The sequence below is a fragment of the Pseudomonas siliginis genome (assembly GCF_019145195.1).
Classification (GTDB): Bacteria; Pseudomonadota; Gammaproteobacteria; order Pseudomonadales; family Pseudomonadaceae; genus Aquipseudomonas; species Aquipseudomonas siliginis.
In genome coordinates this window covers 269,316-287,262 of record NZ_JAHSTW010000002.1, presented here as the reverse complement: position 1 = coordinate 287,262, position 17,947 = coordinate 269,316, and the positions used below count along the sequence as shown (strand labels likewise).

Sequence of the window (17,947 nt, the reverse complement as noted above, 5' to 3'; positions counted from 1 at the left end):
TCAACTCAACTACAGGAAAACGCTCATGTTCAAGCCTATGGCCCTGGCCGCTGCTGTGCTCGCGACTTTCAGCCTGAATGCCTTCGCGGCAAAAACCGAGTTGACGGTGTACACCGCCCTCGAAGCCGAACAACTGAAGTCCTACAAGGAGGCCTTTGAAAAGGCCAACCCGGACGTCGAGATCAAATGGGTGCGCGATTCCACCGGGATCATCACCGCCAAACTGCTCGCCGAAAAGGCTCGACCGCAGGCTGACGCGGTATGGGGCCTGGCCGCGTCGAGCCTGGCGATTCTCGATCAGCAAGGCATGCTGCAAAGCTATGCACCGAAGGATCTCGGCAAGATCGGCGCGAACTACCGCGACGCCGCCAACCCGCCAGCCTGGGTCGGCATGGACGTGTGGGCCGCGACCATTTGCTTCAACACCGTCGAGGCCGAGAAGCAAGGTCTGACCAAGCCCGTGAGCTGGCAGGACCTGACCAAGCCTGAGTACAAGGGCAAGATCGTCATGCCCAATCCGGCGTCGTCCGGCACCGGTTTCCTCGACGTCAGCGCCTGGCTGCAGACCTTCGGCGAGAAGCAGGGCTGGGCGTATATGGACGGCCTGCACCAGAACATCGGCCAGTACGTTCACTCCGGTTCCAAGCCGTGCAAACTGGCGGCGGCGGGGGAGTTTCCGATCGGGATTTCCTTTGAATATCCAGCCGTACAGCTGAAACGCCAGGGCGCGCCACTGGACATCATCCTGCCGAAGGAAGGTCTGGGCTGGGAGATCGAAGCGACAGCGGTGATCAAAGGCACGCCGCATGAAGAGGCAGCGAAGAAACTGGCGGACTTCTCTGCCAGCGCCGAGGCGATGGATCTGTACAAAGAGAACTTCGCCGTGCTCGCGCAGCCGGGGATTGCCAAGCCGCAGACCGAATTGCCAGCCGACTATGAGCAGCGTCTGATCAAGAACGACTTTGCCTGGGCCTCGAAGAATCGCGACGAGATCCTGGCTGAATGGCGCAAGCGGTATGACGGCAAGTCCGAGAAAGTTGTCGCCAAGTAAGATCTTTATCGACTGACAAGGCCCCTTCGCGAGCAGGCTCGCTCCCACAGTTGCAATGCTGTCCCCTGTGGGAGCGAGCCTGCTCGCGAAAGCGGTTTCTCATTCAGAGCACCTGTACATGACACAACCCAAAGACCTGCTCATCATCGGCGCTGGCATCCTCGGTCTGTCCCACGCCTATGCCGCTGCCAAACGCGGCCTGAAAGTCGCGGTATTCGAACGCACCGCCACGCCCCTCGGCGCTTCGGTGCGCAACTTCGGCCAGGCGCTGGTGACCGGTCAGCCGCCCGGCATCATGCTCGAACTGGCCAAGGCCAGCCGCGAGATCTGGGGCGACTGGGCGCAACTTGCCGGCCTGCAGATCAAGCGCAACGGCTCATACCTGTTCGCCCGTAACGAGGCCGAAGAACACCTGCTCGAAGTCTTCTGCGCCGGCCGCGCCATCGAGCACGGCTACAACGTCGAGCTGCTGCGCGGCGCGGCGTTGCGTGATCTCTACGGCGGCCAGTTCAGCCATCACCGTGCTGTGTTGCACGGTATCGATGATCAGCAGTTGTACTCACGCGAAGCGATTCCGGCGCTGATCGATTATTTGCGCCGCGACCTCGGTGTCGAGTTTCACTTTTCCACGCTGGTGCGCGACGTCGAGCCGGGGCATTTGCACAGTACCGCCGGCAGTTTTACCGGCAAGCAGATCATCGTCTGCTCCGGCCACGACTATCAGACCCTACTGGCCGAGCCAATTGCTGCGCTCAATCCGCAGATCTGTCGTCTGCAAATGCTGCGGGCCAAACCGCAGGTCGATCTCAATCTGCAACACGCCGTGCTCACCGGCCTGAGCTGCGTGCACTACGGCGCTTTCGCCGATTTGCCGCAAGCCGCAGCGGTGCAGGCGCAGATTCTCCGTGAACAACCGCACCTGCACGCCAACGGCATTCACTTGCTGATCAGCCCGACGCCGTACGGTGAGTTGATCATCGGCGATTCGCATCATTACGGCAGCGATGCGTCACCGTTCAACGCCGAGCAGGTCGACAACTGGATGCTCGAACTTGCCGAGCAGACGCTGGGCTGTCAGGTGCAAGTGGTCGAACGCTGGCAGGGCGTCTATGGTGCTCGTGGGCCTGGTCCGTTTTCATTCCTGCGTCCGGCACCGGGCTTGAGCGTGGCGCTGATGCACACCGGCGTCGGCATGAGCGTCGGCCCGGCGCTGGCCGAACGCAACATCGCGCAATTACTGGAGGAGGCATGAATCACGAACAGGTGATCGCCCGGGTGTTCGGCCTGTATGAACGCTTCGGCGCCAGCGATTACATCGGCGAACCGGTGTCGCAGCTCGAGCACATGTCCCAGGCCGCAGAACTGGCCATGGCTGAAGGCTGTGACGATGAAGTGGTGCTGGCGGCGTTCTTTCATGACATCGGCCATTTGTGTGCCGAGGGCGCGGAAAACATGGGCGGTTATGGCGTGGTCAGCCATGAACGGCTCGGTGCGGATTATCTGCGTGAGGCAGGTTTCAGCGAACGGCTGGCGCGACTGGTGGAATATCACGTCCAGGCCAAGCGCTATCTGACCTTACGCGAGCCGGGGTATTACGCGCGGTTGAGTGAGGCGAGTCGCAGGACGCTGGAATATCAGGGCGGGGTAATGAGCGCGGCTGAGGCGGATGCGTTCGAGGCTGATCCGTTGTGTGCGCTGAGTTTGCGCATGCGGCGCTGGGATGAGTTGGCGAAGGAGGTTGCGGTGCCGCTAGTGGATCTGGCTGGATTGAAAGCGAAAGCGGCGCGACTGCTGGCGGCGTAACCCATGTCACCGAGTCGCGCCATTCGCGAGCAGGCTCGCTCCCACAGGGATCCGCATTCCAATGTGGGAGCGAGCCTGCTCGCGAATGGGTCAGCGCTACAAATTTTCAGCCAACGCCTCCACCTGCTCCTGCCTTTCCGCCTGATTCAACTTCGCCTGCGGATTGAGCGACGACCACTGCGGATGCGCACGGGCCTTGTTCAACGCTTCCGGCAACTTGCCTTCGCGCCAGGTTTTATCCACAGGCGTGGCCACCTGAATGCTGTCCATCGCCGCATGCCCGCGCTGATCGAGTGCCAGCAACAACTGGCGTTGGCGCAACGCCAACAGGCGCAGCACGGCGTCATCCACCGTCAATTCCCGCTGGCCTTTGATCTTGCCGAGCAGGCGACTGCCATAACTGCGCGCGGTTTGCAGTGCGCCACCGGCAATCGCGCCGGCCAGTGCTGCCGCGCCGAGGGTAATCCCGCCGACCAGCAAATCCACCCCGGCCCCAGCCGCTGCACCGGCAGCAATGCCGCCGCCGACGCGCACGCCGAGTTGCTTCAGGGTTTCCGGGTTGAACAGATCATCGCCCCAGCGCCCGTCGAGCAACGGCAAATCACTGGCCGCCGCGTCCTGCGGGCGAAACGCGTATAGCTTGAGCAGCGCCTCAACGCACTTCTGCTCGCGCTGGCGCACGGCTTTGCGCAGTTCGCTGATCGCCTGCTGTTCCTGCTCGGCTTCGCTGACCACACTGCGCCGGCACGCGGCGCAATCGATCAGCAATTCGGCAATCAGGCGTGCGGCGCTTTGCTGACGGGCGAGGCGCTGCGCCTGCTGGTCGGCGATCAACCGCTCCAGTTGCGGCCGGGCGTTTTCCAATAGCAGGGCGAGGCTCTCGTACAAGCGCCGCTCGCCATCCTCGGGCGGTGCGACGCTGTCGAAACGTACCAACGCATGCAGCCCCAGCCGCGCTAGCGCTTCACGCCAATCGGGTTCGCGATGGTTGGCGCTGCTGACGAAATTCAGCACCGGCAGCAGCGGCTTGCCGCAACTGGCGAGCACTTCCAGCTCGTCGCGATACTTGGCCAGCACCGGTTCGCGGGCGTCGATCACATACAGACCGGCATCGGAGGCCAGCAGTTGTCGCAGTACCTTGGCTTCCTGTTCGAAACGCTGGCGCGCCTCGCTGCCGTCGAGAAACCGTGCCAGCCGTGCCGGGCCGTCGAGGCGTTCGCCGGGGCGCTCCAGGCGTTCGAGAAAATCCAGCAGGGCGATCGCATCTTCCAGCCCCGGCGTGTCGTACAGATCGAGCAATGGCTCGCCATCCACCGACAACCGCGCGCCTTCGACATGTCGGGTGGTGCTCGGCCGGTGCGAGACTTCGCCGAAGCCGATGTCACGGGTCAGCGTGCGCAGCAGCGAGGTCTTGCCGACGTTGGTGTGGCCGACCACCGCGAGTTTCAGCGGGGCCTTGCGTGCATCAGTCATGTCCGCTCTCCAGCCAGTTCATCGGCGCGCAATCGGCGAACGGCAACTCCAACTGTTGCAGCGCCGCGTGCCAGTCACCCAGACGTTGCCCGTCCAGCGCTTCGCCGGGTGGCGCTTGCAGCAGCCAGATGCGAGTGGCGCCGGCGTTGCGTGCGAGTTCGGCGATCAGCGCAAGGCTGCCGCGATCCGGCGAACGGCGCGGATCACAGGCGATGGCCAGCCGCGCCGGCGGGAAGCGACTGAGTTGTTCGAGCAGCTTGTGCCGCGATTCGCGACTGTCGAGAATGCCCGCGTTGCTGACGTTTTTCGGCAGCACGGGTGGCCACGGACGCTGTTCGTCCAACTCGATCGCCACCAGCAGCGCGCCTTCACTGGCCAGTTCGCCGATGTTGCTTTCGACGCGATGCAGTTGCGCCGGCTCCGGGTCGTTGACACCAAGGCGCTCGCTGGTCGGCATCAGCCTTTCGCGCAGTTGCGCGTAGCCGGGCAGGTTCAGATCCAGGCGCAGCGCCGCTTTGCCGCTGTTCCAGCGCCACAGGCAGAACAGCGCGAGCAGCAGGCGCGGCAGCACGCCGTAGACCACCAGCACACCGACCAGCCACGTCGCCCAGGCCTGTCGCGCGCTTTCAATATCCAGTGCGCCAGCGCCGCTGGCGCGGATCATTTCCTCGGTCGGCACGTTGAAGCCGAGCAGCGACGGCAGATAGCCAAGGGCCTTGGTGACGTGGATGAAAGTATCGGCGCCGAGGATCGTGGTTTCCCAGACAAAGCCGTAGCGCCGCGTGGCCATCAGCGTCAGCAACAGAATCAGCGCGCTGAGCATCGCCAGCAGCCACAAACCATTGACCAACGCGCCGAGCGCCCAGCGGTTGAGTTTCTTGCGTTGCAGCACCAACAGCAGGGCCGGCGCCAGTTGCGCGGCTTTGGCGTCGCGAGCGAATTTTTCGCTGAGCCACAGCCACAAGCGCCCGAGGGTGGCGCCGTGTTCGCCAGCGAAAATCAAGCCCAGCGCCCAACTCAGCAGCAAAATCAGATTGATCCCGAGCAGGCTGCCCAGCGCCCAGAACACATTCACCGGCGTCTGCCCAAGTGCAGCGAAAGCCAGACCAGCGCCGCTGAGCACGGCGAAAATCATCAACAACACCAGCGCCAGGCGCGCGCCTTGCAGCCAGTGTTTGAGGGCGGCGGTCAGCCCGTCGCGCTCGGCCAGCCATAGCGCCCGGCGCGCAATGCGGCTCGGCAGATCGCCGCCAGCGGCGCGGGCCAGACGATTGGCTTCCAGGTCATCCAGCGGCCCCGCGTGTTCTTCGCGCAGGCGGATGGTTTCGGTGAGCCAGAGGTTTTGCAGTGGAGTCAGTTCAGTCACGCGGCGTCCCGTCGCTAAATCGAGCGCTGAGCATAACCGCTGTGGCGCTTATCGGGGTAAGCGCGGCTCTGGTATCCTCGCCGGCATGACTAAATCACTGCCCCTCAGCCTGATCGCAGCCCTCGGTGAAAACCGCGTGATCGGCGTCGACAACAGCATGCCCTGGCACTTGCCGGGGGACTTCAAATACTTCAAGGCGACCACGCTCGGCAAGCCGATCATCATGGGTCGAAAGACCTGGGATTCGCTCGGCCGGCCGTTGCCGGGGCGCTTGAACATCGTGGTCAGCCGCCAGACCGATCTGCAACTCGAAGGCGCCGAGGTCTATCCGTCGCTGGAAGCCGCGGTGGCGCGCGCCGAGGAATGGGCGAAAGCCCAAGGCGTTGATGAGCTGATGCTGATTGGCGGCGCGCAGTTGTATGCGCAGGGACTGGCGCAGGCCGATCGGCTGTACCTGACCCGCGTGGCGCTGAGCCCGCAAGGGGATGCGTGGTTTCCGGAGTTTGATCTGAGCGAATGGAAGCTGGTGTCGGATGTACCGAATCCGGCAGAGGGCGATAAACCTGCATATAGCTTTGAGGTTTGGGAGAAAGCCTAACAGCTTCGCGAGCAGGCTCGCTCCCACAGGGGAACGCATTTCAGTGTGGGAGCGAGCCTGCTCGCGAAGAGGCCCGCTCAGTCGCTGAGAAGCTTAAGCCTGGGCCAACTCTGCGTGCTCATCGGCATCCAGCAGCGCTTTATCCGTCTGCTGCATGACCTGACTGGTAATCGCCCCAGCGGTAATCGAGCCACTCACGTTCAACGCGGTGCGGCCCATATCGATCAGCGGCTCGACCGAAATCAGCAGTGCCACCAGTGACACCGGCAGGCCCATCGCCGGCAGCACGATCAGTGCGGCGAACGTCGCGCCGCCACCGACCCCGGCGACACCGGCCGAACTCAACGTGACAATCGCCACCAGCGTCGCGATCCACAGCGGATCCAGCGGGTTGATGCCGACCGTTGGTGCCACCATCACTGCCAACATTGCCGGATAGAGACCGGCGCAACCGTTCTGGCCAATCGTCGCGCCGAACGAGGCAGCGAAACTGGCGACCGACGACGGAATGCCCAGACGACGGGTCTGCGCTTCAATGCTCAGCGGGATGGTCGCCGCGCTGGAGCGACTGGTGAAAGCAAACGTCAGCACCGGCCAGATCTTGCGGAAGAAGCGCAGCGGGTTGATCCCGGCTGCCGACACCAGCACGCCGTGCACGACGAACATCAGGCCCAGGCCGATATAGGACACCACGACAAAACTGCCGAGCTTGATGATGTCCTGCAGGTTGGAACCGGCGACCACTTTGGTCATCAGCGCCAGCACACCGTACGGGGTCAGCTTCATCACTAGACGCACCAGACGCATCACCCAGGCTTGCAGGGTGTCGATGGCGTTGATCACTTTCTGACCTTTTTCCACGTCGTCCTTGAGCAGTTGCAGCGCGGCAACCCCGAGGAACGCGGCGAAGATCACTACGCTGATGATCGAGGTCGGCTTGGCCCGGGCCAGGTCGGCGAACGGGTTCTGCGGAATGAACGACAGCAGCAGTTGCGGCACATTCAGGTCGGCGACCTTGCCGGCGTAGTCGTTCTGAATGGTTTGCAGGCGCGCCATTTCCTGAGTGCCGGCGACCAGACCTTCAGCGCTGAGGCCGAACAGGTTGGTCAGGCCGATGCCGATCAGCGCCGCGATGGCAGTGGTGAACAGCAGCGTGCCGATGGTCAGGAAACTGATTTTGCCCAGCGACGAGGCATTGTGCAGGCGGGCCACGGCGCTGAGGATCGAAGCAAACACCAGCGGGATCACGATCATTTGCAGCAACTGCACGTAACCGTTGCCGACCAGATCGAACCAGCCGATCGAGGCTTTCAGCACCGGATTGCCGGCACCGTAGATCGTGTGCAGGGCGACGCCGAACGCCACGCCGAGGACCAGTGCGAGCAGGACTTTTTTCGCCAGGCTCCAGGTGGTGTGGCGGGTCTGCGCCAGACCGAAGAGCAGGGCGAGGAACACCAGCAGGTTGAGAATCAGCGGTAGATTCATGAGAACTCCAGTAAAGACTGTGCCAACAGCCATCCGGGGCTGCTGCGAACCGGCAAGCCTAACAGCTTGATTTGCAATGATTTAATACCAAAATGGCTGGGCAACCGTCGTTTTTGGAATAAGCGCGTGTCGCTGTCGGCAATGCAACTGACGCGCAGGGGACGTCAGCGGTCGCTGACAGGCGAGGGTTGTCACACTGATTTGTTAGCGTCGAACTCTTTGCATCGGGGAGTAGCGCTATGAGAATTGCACGCACGTTGTTGGCTGTGGCACTGGCGGCTGGCCTCGCCGGCCATGCATTGGCCACGGACCTCAAGCATTGGCCGGCGGATCAGGCCAAGGCGCTGGACGCGATGATTGCCGCCAACGCCAACAAGGGTAATTACGCGGTGTTCGACATGGACAACACCAGTTACCGCTACGACCTCGAAGAATCCTTGCTGCCGTTCATGGAAAACAAAGGCCTTATTACCCGCGACAAGCTCGACCCCTCGCTGAAACTGATGCCCTTCAAGGACACCGCCGAGCACAAGGAAAGCCTGTTCAGTTATTACTACCGGCTCTGCGAAGTCGACGACATGGTCTGTTACCCGTGGGTGGCGCAGGTGTTCTCTGGCTTCACCCTCAAGGAGCTCAAGGGCTACGTTGACGAACTGATGGCTTCGGGCAAACCGGTGCCCGCGACGTATTACGAAGGCGATGTGGTGAAGAAGCTCGACGTCAATCCGCCGAAGATCTTCACTGGCCAGCAGGAGCTGTACAACAAGCTGATGGAGAACGGCATCGAGGTCTACGTGATGACCGCCGCTTCAGAGGAACTGGTACGCATGGTCGCGGCGGATCCCAAGTACGGTTACAACGTCAAACCGCAGAACGTCATTGGCGTTTCACTGCTGCTCAAGGATCAGAAGACCGGCGAGCTGACCACTGCGCGCAAACAGATCACTGCTGGCAAATATGACGAGAAGGCCAACCTCGGCCTGGAGCTGACGCCGTACCTGTGGACCCCGGCAACCTGGATGGCCGGCAAGCACGCGGCGATCCTCACCTACATCGATGAATGGAAAAAACCGGTACTGGTCGGCGGCGATACCCCGACGAGCGACGGTTACATGCTGTTCCACGATGTCGATGTGGCCAAGGGCGGCATTCACTTGTGGATCAACCGCAAGGACAAGTACATGACGCAAATCAACGGCATGATGGCCAAGCACGCGGCGGCGCAGGCCAAGGAAGGCTTGCCGGTGACAGCGGACAAGAACTGGGTGATCGTCAAGCCGGAGGATATTCAATAAAGAAGATGCGAGCTGCGAGCTGCAAGCTGCAAGAAAGAGCAACTTGGCTCTTGCTTGAAGCTTGAAGCTTGAAGCTTGAAGCTTGCAGCTCGCAGCTGTTTTTATATCCCGTCGAGCATCGCTTTGTTACGCACCGCTCCCTTATCGGCACTGGTCGCCAGCAGGGCGTAGGCCTTGAGCGCGGTGGTCACTTTGCGTGGGCGCACTTCAACCGGTTTCCAGCCTTTCTTGTCCTGCTCGGCGCGGCGTGCCGCCAGTTCTTCGTCGCTGACCAACAGGTTGATCGAGCGGTTCGGAATGTCGATCAGCACCTTGTCGCCATCCTGCACCAGACCGATCGCGCCGCCGGCCGCAGCCTCTGGCGAAGCGTGACCAATCGACAGGCCGGAAGTACCGCCGGAGAAACGCCCGTCGGTGAGCAGCGCACAGGCTTTGCCCAGACCTTTGGATTTCAGGTAGGACGTCGGGTAGAGCATTTCCTGCATGCCCGGGCCGCCTTTCGGGCCTTCGTAGCGAATGATGACGATGTCGCCTTCCTTCACTTCGTCAGCGAGGATGCCGCGCACGGCGCTGTCCTGGCTTTCGAAAATTTTCGCGTTGCCTTCGAAGACGTGGATCGACTCATCGACCCCGGCGGTTTTCACCACGCAACCGTCCTGCGCGATGTTGCCGTACAGCACGGCGAGGCCGCCTTCTTTCGAATAGGCGTGCTCGAAGCTGCGGATGCAGCCGTTTTCACGATCGTCGTCGAGGGTTTCCCAACGGGTCGACTGGCTGAACGCAGTCTGGGTCGGAATGCCCGCAGGACCTGCCTTGAAGAAGTGATGCACGGCTTCGTCGCTGGTCTGGGTGATGTCCCACTTGGCGATGGCTTCTTCCATGCTGCGGCTGTGTACGGTCGGCAGGTCGGTGTGCAGCAGGCCGCCACGGGCCAGCGAACCGAGGATGCTGAAAATGCCGCCGGCGCGGTGCACGTCTTCCATGTGGTACTTCTGGATGTTCGGCGCGACCTTGCACAGCTGCGGCACGCTGCGCGAGAGGCGGTCGATGTCGCGCAGGTCGAAATCGATCTCGGCTTCCTGGGCGGCTGCGAGCAAGTGCAGGATGGTGTTGGTCGAACCGCCCATGGCGATGTCGAGCATCATCGCGTTTTCGAACGCCTTGAAGTTGGCGATGTTGCGCGGCAGCACGGAGTCATCGTTCTCGCCGTAGTAACGCTTGCACAGCTCGACGATGGTGCGACCGGCCTGGAGGAACAGCTGCTCGCGGTCGCTGTGGGTGGCCAGAGTCGAACCGTTGCCCGGCAAGGCCAGACCCAGTGCTTCGGTCAGGCAGTTCATCGAGTTGGCGGTGAACATGCCGGAGCACGAACCGCAGGTCGGGCAGGCGCTGCGCTCGTACTCGGCGACTTTCTCGTCAGAAGCGCTGGAGTCGGCGGCGATCACCATGGCGTCGACGAGGTCGAGGCCGTGGGAGGCGAGTTTGGTCTTGCCCGCTTCCATCGGACCGCCGGAAACGAAGATCACCGGGATGTTCAGGCGCAGCGCGGCCATCAGCATGCCCGGGGTGATCTTGTCGCAGTTGGAAATGCACACGATGGCGTCGGCGCAGTGGGCATTGACCATGTACTCGACGGAGTCGGCGATGATCTCGCGGCTCGGCAGCGAATACAGCATGCCGTCGTGGCCCATGGCGATGCCGTCATCGACAGCAATGGTGTTGAATTCCTTGGCCACGCCACCGGCGCGTTCGATTTCGCGGGCGACCAGTTGACCCAGGTCCTTCAGGTGCACATGCCCCGGGACGAACTGGGTGAACGAGTTGGCGATGGCAATGATCGGCTTCTTGAAGTCGTCATCTTTCATGCCGGTGGCGCGCCACAGTGCGCGGGCGCCGGCCATGTTGCGGCCGTGGGTGGATGTTTTCGAGCGGTAATCTGGCATGGAGCACTCCGGGCGGCTAATCACGTACTAAAGGGGAGTGAGCTTCTGTTGACCTCTGAAACACCCGAAAAATGGCCGTGTGTCCGGAAGCTGCCGATGACGTTGCGGGATCGCCGCTGGTCTCAGCCTGAGCTCATAAACCCGCCGGGGATGAATGGCGATGAATGAGGCGATTCTACACCGCTGGCGTCGCGAGGGAATGGCGCAAAGCGTTGTTCCCCCGCTGAAGAGGCACGCGGGATGACGACTGGCAGGATCAGTGGTCGCCTCCCGGCATCACCGGATTGCTGCGCAGGTTGCTGACGCGACGGCCAATCACGCTGTTGAGCAACAGGGATATGCCGCTCAACAGGACGAAACCGTAGCCCAGCGTCGCTTGCAGGTTGGCCGGGCCGAGGCTGATCAAGGCGCTGACCAGCCCGCCACAGATAAAGATGATGGTGCTGCCGGCAGACGCCGATGCGCCGGCATTTTCGGCAAACAGGCTCATGGCGCGGGAGGTAGCCGGTGGCCGGGAAATGGTCGTGCCCACCGTGCAGATGAGCATTGGAATCAGCACAGTCGCAGCTGACAAATCATGGTTGGCGGCCAGATAGAGCATTACCAGTCCCGAGAGCAGGATCAGACTCAGCCCGGTAAAAATCTGCTGTTGCGCATTGATATGCCGGTTCAGCACGCTGGCGAGCACACCGCCGAAGACATAGGCGGCGCCGTAAATCAGCAGGATCAAGGCGAAATCGTAAGGTGCCATCTGCAGCTGCTCCATGAAGATCAGCGGCGAAATGACAATGAAGGAAAAGTGGCAGGCGAAAGCGAAGGCGGAAATCAGCCAGCAGCCGACGAATTCGAAATTGCTCAGCACCAATCTGTAAGGCTTTATGAAACCCCCATGTGGCCCATTCTGAACGGGCCGGCTGTTATCGAGCAGCCGCCACGTCTTCACCAGAACCACGGCGGCCAAGGCGATGAACACCCAGAAGCTGCCGCGCCAGCCGAGCGTGGCTTGCAGAAACGTGCCCGCCAATGGTGATACCGAAATGAAGATGCCCGTGGCGGTGACCATCAGGATCCGCAGGCGATCACGCTCGTTGCCTTCGAACAGATCCTGCACCAGTGCCTGGGACAGCACGAAGCAACCGCATCCCAGCGCCTGCATCACCCGGAAAATCAGGAACAGCGTGTAGTCATTGCTCAGCACGCAGCCCAGTGCGCCGAGCAGCGACACGCTCATGCCCGCGAGCAGCAGACCTTTGCGCCCGATCACATCGGACAACGGGCCGATCAACAACTGGGCAAATGCGATGCCCACGGCAAACAGACTGATCGACAGCGCGATGTCGTTTGATGATCGGCCAAAGTGTGCTGCCAATGCCGGAAAAGAAGGCAGCAGCACATCCAGCGGAAACACGCCAAGCAGGATCATCGCCAACAACAGGCTGACGGCACCGCGTTGTTGCCGGCGGGTAGCTACACGGCTGTGTTTATCCATCGATCAATCCTGCTTTGGCGAAAAGTGTCTGGTTGTGGGGCAATGCAAAGAAGCCCGCCTTGTGCAAGGCCTCCACCGTAGGTTTGCAGCCAACGCGTGCACGGGCGCGGTTGGCCTGCACCGTTGCCGTGCCGCCGACAATCTCCATCACGTCGATCTCGGCAATACCGGCCGAACGCAGGCTTTGTTGCAGCCAGCCTTCATCTGCTTCGAAGAAGATGGAAATGATCTCCACGAGGGTCTTGCTGGCGAACAGGCGTTGACGACTGTTCATGGCGATCCAGAAGTAATGGAAGGCTTCGGCGAAATAGCGGCTGTGCCGGGCTTCGTCGGCAAGGTGATCACGCAACATGTCACTCACACTGGATACCAGCGTGTCGCGGCAGACCTCCAGCAACTCGCGGGCAATGATGGTTTCCGAGACAAATCCCAGCAGGAACCAGGCCAGAGCGCGGTTTTTCTCCGGCGTGCGCGCGATCAAAGCGTTCATGCGACTGATCCGCTTCGGAATGACCGGTCGCCGGGTGATGCCGTAGAGCGCAGCGATCTGCTCGGCAATCTGGTTGGAAAACAGCGCGTGGTAGCCCTCGTCGGTATACAGCTGCAGTGCCGCATGTTTCATCGGTAGCGGTATATAAATGGGCAGTTCGCGGTGCACGATGACTTCCACCGCGCGGTTGACGATGCGGTGTTCGAGCAGGGTGGTGTAGTCGAGGAAATACACCAGATGATTGGCAGTAAGTCGGTGCAGGGTATCGCGACCTTTGGCCTGGATGGCCGGATGCGCCAGATAGGGCACAAAGGCCGGGGGTAACCAGTAGCGGGTTTGCAATTGCTGCTCGACATCGCCCGGTAACCGATAGTCATGGACACTGCTGCGTACCGATGCACGGCTCTCCCAGCCTGGAAGCGTGAATTTCAGCGACCATGACACCGGGGCTTCGCTCTCGTCCATAGCCGTGGGAATCATGACTGTGCTCCGCTGAGCAGATCACGCATTTCCTGGCACATGGCCTGGCCATCGCTTTGTCCGCAACCGACGAAGAACAACGGTTGCTCGGCGCTGCCCGCGATGCCGAGCAGGGTTTCAACCTGTGCGTCGGCAAATGCGCCGGTCAGCCAGGTGTTCAGCCCCAGCGTCGTTGCTACCAGTTGAAAGGTTTGCGAGAGATGACCGGCTTCGATGAAGGCCATGCGATAGGCGCGCGAGTGTTCGTACTTCCACCAGAGACGATCAAACCTTGCAGTGATGAACACGCCCAGTGGCAGGTTGTTGATGAAATGCTGGCCGCCGAGCAATTGACCCAGCTCCGGATCCGGCAGCGCATTGATCCGGCTCAGGGCGTGTTCGGCAGGGTGATAGGCGTAGATGCCGGGTTCCAGTCCGCTGACATTTTGCGCCAGGACAAATCCCTCACAGGCGTTCAGTCCGCCGCCGGACGGGCAGCTTCGGCGTGCCTCGAGACCCGGTGCGACCGGATCGTCGTGGGCATTGTCGCGTGGGGGAAGATAGCCGAGGGTCAAATACAGCAGCGTGCCAACCTCATCCAGTGTCACCGCTGCACCGGTGTAGGAACGACAGGTTTTGCGCCTCATCAGGGCCTGAGTCAGGCTGTCATCATCAATGGCGCCCGGTACGGGCAGGGTAATCAGGGGCTGCACTGATCGCGGCGCCCGGGTGTCTGCAGGTTCTGGCTTCGCCAGCACTTCGCTGCAGTGCGCCAGATATTGCCTGGACCACTCGTGGATATTCCGAGGCGTATGTGCGCTAGGTATGTTTTGTGTGCCGATGTGATAGATCTTCGACAATTCATCCCAGCCCCAATTCGGACTGTCTATTTTTGAAGTTATTAAAATGCCGGCGTCCAGAAGTTGTCTGTCTATTATGTTGTTGGGGTCAAATATATCAGGGTTGTGTATAAGGCTGGCGAGGCGATGGGAGTATTCAAGATCAAGTTCGTGTTGAGTATGGTTCTTGTAGTTCCAGACAACTTGTCCGGGCGGGCGCGGCAATATAAAAAGAAAAGGATTGATATACATGGGCTCAGGTCACTCGGGAAAAAGTCTGATGGACGCCAGAGTGCCGGCACTCTCCGGCGTCCAGGCTTACTTAGCGGCCGATGGCTGCAACCAGAAAGGCCAGGTTGGCGAGTTTGTCTGTTTCGAGATAAATGGTTTTCATGATGTGAACTCCTTGTTCGTTGGTAGTTGAGTCGCTTCGTTGCGACAACTTCATATTAGTTTGTAATCGAATATTGGCAAGCGGATATTAAGTAGGAATATTCCAGTAATTTTGTCGGAGTGATCTTTTGCAGGAGGCTTACTGTGTAGGTTTAATTTCCATGATTGACAGGCATGACGAAACTTCCTGCAAGGCAGCGAGAAAGAAGCTGTAGGAAGAGGGCAGGACACTCATGTCGAGTGTGAAAAAACGGGGGGAGGGCGCGCAAAAAAAACGGGGAGCTCAGTGGCTCCCCGGTGTTCAAGCGCAATCAGCTGTTGGGCAGCAGACGGCAGGTGATGCTTTTGATGTAACGGGTTTCAGCGATGGCCGGATGCACCGGATGATCCGGACCCTGGCCGCCACGCTCGAGCATCTGGATATTGCGGTCCAGGTGACGGGCGCTGGTCAGCAGGATGTTCTGCAGATCATCTTCCGGCAGGTGCATGGAGCACGAAGCACTGACCAGAATGCCGTCCTTGGTCAGCAGGCGCATGGCTTGTTCGTTCAGACGACGGTAGGCGCCTTCGCCATTCTTCATGTCTTTCTTGCGTTTGATGAAGGCCGGCGGATCGGCAACGATCACGTCGAAGCGCTCTTCGCTGGCTTTCAGTTCCTTCAGCGCTTCAAAGACATCGCCTTCGATGCAGGTCATCTTGTCAGCGAAGCCGTTCAGCGCGGCGTTGCGCTCGACACCGTCGAGGGCGAATGCAGAGGCGTCGACGCAGAACACTTCGCTGGCGCCGAACGCAGCGGCCTGCACGCCCCAGCCACCGATATAGCTATAGAGGTCGAGCACGCGTTTGCCTTTGGCGTAGGGTGCCAGGCGCGCGCGGTTCATGCGGTGGTCGTAGAACCAGCCGGTTTTCTGCCCTTGAATGACCGGCGCTTCGAATTTCACACCGTTCTCTTCCAGCGCGACCCACTCCGGCACCAGACCGAACACGGTTTCGACATAACGGTTGAGGCCTTCGGCGTCGCGGGCGGCGGAGTCATTCTTGAACAGAATGCCACTTGGCTTGAGCACTTGAGTCAACGCGGCGATCACGTCGTCTTTGTGCGCTTCCATGGTCGCCGAGGCGATCTGCACCACGAGGATGTCGCCGAAACGATCGACCACCAGACCCGGCAGCAGGTCGGAGTCGCCGTAGACCAGACGATAGAACGGCTTGTCGAACAGACGCTCGCGCAACGACAGCGCGACGTTCAGGCGATGCACCAGCAGCGACTTGTCGAGGGCCAGTTTGATGTCGCGCGACAGCAGGCGCGCGCAGATCAGGTTGTTCGGGCTCATGGCGACGATGCCCAACGGCTTGCCGCCAGCGGCTTCGAGCACCGCCTGATCGCCGGCCTTGAAGCCGTGCAGAGGCGTGGCGGCCACGTCGATTTCGTTGCTGTAGACCCACAAGTGGCCGTTGCGCAGGCGACGGTCGGCGTTGGCTTTGAGGCGCAGGCTAGGCAGGGACATGACGTCGCTCCGGAAAAAAGAGCGGGAGTATAGCGTGTTGAGGCGTGCTCCGGTCTGGCCTGCGATGAAAAGCGGGTGGCCCCTTCGCGAGCAGGCTCGCTCCCACACTTGGAATGCATTCACCTGTGGGAGCGAGCCTGCTCGCGAAAGCGATTTCAGCTCTTATGCAGCCAGTGCGTCAATCAGGGCCTGACTGAACGCCGGCACATCATCCGGCTGGCGGCTGCTGATCAGGTTGCCGTCCTTGACCACTTCCTGATCGACCCAATTGACCCCGGCATTGACCAGATCGTCCTTGACCGTCTTGTAGCTGGTCATGGTCTTGCCGTTGACCAGTCCCGCCGAGATCAGCAGCCAGCTGCCATGGCAGATCACGGCAATCGGCTTGCCTGCCGAAGCGGCAGTCTTGACCAGATGCTGAGCATCCTGATCGATACGGATGGTGTCGGAATTCTGCACACCGCCGGGCAACAGCACGGCATCGTATTGATCGACGCTCACAGCCTGGAAAGTGTTGCTGACGGGGAAGTCGTCGGCCGGTTTGTCATGGTTCCAGCCTTTCACCGTGCCAGCCTCGGCGGAAAGGATATCGACCTGCACGCCGGCCTGCTCCAGGGCATCCTTAGGGCCTGTCATTTCGACCTGTTCGAAACCATCGGTAACCAAAATAGCGACGCGTTTGCCATTGAGGGAAGTTGCCATCGGTAAGCTCCTGAGTCTGTGGAGATTTTGCCTTCGCAGCGGACCATTGAGGTCCGATGCGCCCTACTGATTCCGAAGCCTGGGCACAGATGAAAGTTCCGACGATGTGCCCATCGGTGTGTCGCCCTGCGGTTTCAGCGGTTAGAATCGCCGCCTGCCCCGGAGTGTGTACTTATGTCCCAAGAGCTGACCACCGAACAGATTCAACAATCGCTGCAAGGCATCAGTGTGCCGGCGCAACCGCAGATCATGGTGGATCTGCAAATGGAGCAGTACATGCCCGACCCGGACCTGGAGGTGATCGCCAAACTGATCTCCCAGGACCCCGGTCTGTCCGGCGCGCTGCTGAAAATCGTCAACTCGCCGTATTACGGCCTGAGCAACAAGATCACCTCGATTCAGCGTGCGGTGAACCTGTTGGGCAGCCGCTCGATCATCAACCTGATCAACGCGCAGTCGATCAAGGGCGAGATGAACGACGATACCATCGTCACCCTCAACCGTTTCTGGGACACCGCGCAGGATGTGGCGATGACCTGCCTGACGCTGGCCAAGCGCATCGGCACCCAGGCCGGTGACGAAGCCTATGCGTTGGGCCTGTTCCACGATTGCGGCGTGCCATTGATGCTGCAGCGTTTCCCCAATTACATGACCGTGCTGGAAGAGGCCTACGCCAGCGCCAGCCCGGAATGCCGCGTGGTCGATACGGAAAACCGTGTGTTCAACACCAACCACGCCGTGGTCGGTTACTACACGGCCAAGTCCTGGCGCCTGCCGGAGCATGTCAGCGCCGCCATCGCCAACCACCACAACGCGCTGGCGATTTTCAGCGACGAATCGTCGAAGAACAGCCAGCTGAAAAACTTGCTGGCGATACTGAAAATGGCCGAGCACATCTGCGCCTCGTATCGGGTGCTGGGCAACCAGAGCGAAGATTTCGAGTGGAACGCGGTCGGCCCGCTGGTGCTCGATTACGTCGGTCTGTCGGACTACGACTTCGAAACACTCAAACAAACGATTCGCGACCTCGGCGCGCATTGATCCGAGGACAAC

General features: G+C 60.8%; 15 protein-coding genes. 6 read left to right on the top strand and 9 right to left on the bottom strand.

The annotated features are described in order from the left end of the window. The first annotated feature begins 25 nt into the window (after positions 1 to 25). From KVG87_RS05145 to KVG87_RS05135, 3 genes are all read left to right on the top strand, one after another. Positions 26 to 1,051, top strand: a complete 1,026-nt coding sequence (locus KVG87_RS05145) for a putative 2-aminoethylphosphonate ABC transporter substrate-binding protein (protein ID WP_122692366.1) — start codon at positions 26 to 28, stop codon at positions 1,049 to 1,051. A gap of 118 nt (positions 1,052 to 1,169) precedes the next feature. Further along, on the top strand, positions 1,170 to 2,303 hold the full coding sequence (locus KVG87_RS05140; RefSeq protein ID WP_217849622.1) for a TIGR03364 family FAD-dependent oxidoreductase: 1,134 nt from the start codon (positions 1,170 to 1,172) through the stop codon (positions 2,301 to 2,303). Continuing rightward, a complete protein-coding gene (locus tag KVG87_RS05135; RefSeq protein ID WP_076564463.1) occupies positions 2,300 to 2,854 on the top strand; it encodes a phosphonate degradation HD-domain oxygenase in 555 nt (184 codons plus the stop codon). The genes KVG87_RS05140 and KVG87_RS05135 overlap by 4 nt, the downstream gene beginning before the upstream one ends. A gap of 96 nt (positions 2,855 to 2,950) precedes the next feature. On the opposite strand, the gene KVG87_RS05130 is transcribed toward KVG87_RS05135, so the two are convergent. Together KVG87_RS05130 and KVG87_RS05125 are read right to left on the bottom strand one after the other, a co-directional pair. Further along, the gene (locus KVG87_RS05130) at positions 2,951 to 4,327 is read right to left on the bottom strand and encodes a GTPase/DUF3482 domain-containing protein (RefSeq protein WP_217849620.1); all 1,377 of its coding nucleotides are present in this window, start codon (positions 4,325 to 4,327) and stop codon (positions 2,951 to 2,953) included. After that, on the bottom strand, positions 4,320 to 5,693 hold the full coding sequence (locus tag KVG87_RS05125) for a DUF2868 domain-containing protein (RefSeq protein WP_217849618.1): 1,374 nt from the start codon (positions 5,691 to 5,693) through the stop codon (positions 4,320 to 4,322). The genes KVG87_RS05130 and KVG87_RS05125 overlap by 8 nt, the downstream gene beginning before the upstream one ends. Before the next feature lie 85 nt (positions 5,694 to 5,778). On the opposite strand from KVG87_RS05125, the gene KVG87_RS05120 reads away from it, so the two are divergent. Next, entirely contained in the window at positions 5,779 to 6,291 is a 513-nt protein-coding gene (locus KVG87_RS05120; protein WP_217849616.1) for a dihydrofolate reductase, read from the top strand. Between the two features lie 93 nt (positions 6,292 to 6,384). On the opposite strand, the gene KVG87_RS05115 is transcribed toward KVG87_RS05120, so the two are convergent. Continuing rightward, complete coding sequence (locus KVG87_RS05115; protein ID WP_056786302.1) at positions 6,385 to 7,776, bottom strand: L-cystine transporter; 1,392 nt, start codon at positions 7,774 to 7,776, stop codon at positions 6,385 to 6,387. Between the two features lie 239 nt (positions 7,777 to 8,015). Between KVG87_RS05115 and KVG87_RS05110 the strand changes: the two genes are divergently transcribed. Further along, positions 8,016 to 9,071, top strand: a complete 1,056-nt coding sequence (locus tag KVG87_RS05110) for an HAD family hydrolase (protein ID WP_122603385.1) — start codon at positions 8,016 to 8,018, stop codon at positions 9,069 to 9,071. A gap of 101 nt (positions 9,072 to 9,172) precedes the next feature. Here the strand turns inward: KVG87_RS05110 and ilvD are convergent, their stop codons facing one another. From ilvD to KVG87_RS05080, 6 genes are all read right to left on the bottom strand, one after another. Then, a complete protein-coding gene (ilvD, locus tag KVG87_RS05105) occupies positions 9,173 to 11,014 on the bottom strand; it encodes a dihydroxy-acid dehydratase (protein ID WP_016772696.1) in 1,842 nt (613 codons plus the stop codon). A gap of 256 nt (positions 11,015 to 11,270) precedes the next feature. Further along, on the bottom strand, positions 11,271 to 12,503 hold the full coding sequence (locus KVG87_RS05100; protein ID WP_217849614.1) for an MFS transporter: 1,233 nt from the start codon (positions 12,501 to 12,503) through the stop codon (positions 11,271 to 11,273). Next, complete coding sequence (locus tag KVG87_RS05095; RefSeq protein WP_217849612.1) at positions 12,496 to 13,473, bottom strand: diiron oxygenase; 978 nt, start codon at positions 13,471 to 13,473, stop codon at positions 12,496 to 12,498. The genes KVG87_RS05100 and KVG87_RS05095 overlap by 8 nt, the downstream gene beginning before the upstream one ends. Next, on the bottom strand, positions 13,470 to 14,543 hold the full coding sequence (locus KVG87_RS05090; RefSeq protein WP_217849610.1) for a SagB family peptide dehydrogenase: 1,074 nt from the start codon (positions 14,541 to 14,543) through the stop codon (positions 13,470 to 13,472). The genes KVG87_RS05095 and KVG87_RS05090 overlap by 4 nt, the downstream gene beginning before the upstream one ends. A 452-nt stretch (positions 14,544 to 14,995) precedes the next feature. Continuing rightward, positions 14,996 to 16,192, bottom strand: a complete 1,197-nt coding sequence (locus KVG87_RS05085; protein WP_016772700.1) for a class I SAM-dependent rRNA methyltransferase — start codon at positions 16,190 to 16,192, stop codon at positions 14,996 to 14,998. Between the two features lie 162 nt (positions 16,193 to 16,354). Next, positions 16,355 to 16,894 carry a type 1 glutamine amidotransferase domain-containing protein gene (locus KVG87_RS05080; RefSeq protein WP_016772701.1) on the bottom strand — a complete coding sequence of 180 codons (540 nt, stop codon included), beginning with the start codon at positions 16,892 to 16,894 and terminating at the stop codon, positions 16,355 to 16,357. A 228-nt stretch (positions 16,895 to 17,122) separates the two neighbouring features. On the opposite strand from KVG87_RS05080, the gene KVG87_RS05075 reads away from it, so the two are divergent. After that, positions 17,123 to 17,935, top strand: coding sequence for an HDOD domain-containing protein (locus KVG87_RS05075; RefSeq protein ID WP_161984078.1), 813 nt, complete (start codon positions 17,123 to 17,125; stop codon positions 17,933 to 17,935). Positions 17,936 to 17,947: the final 12 nt, after the last annotated feature.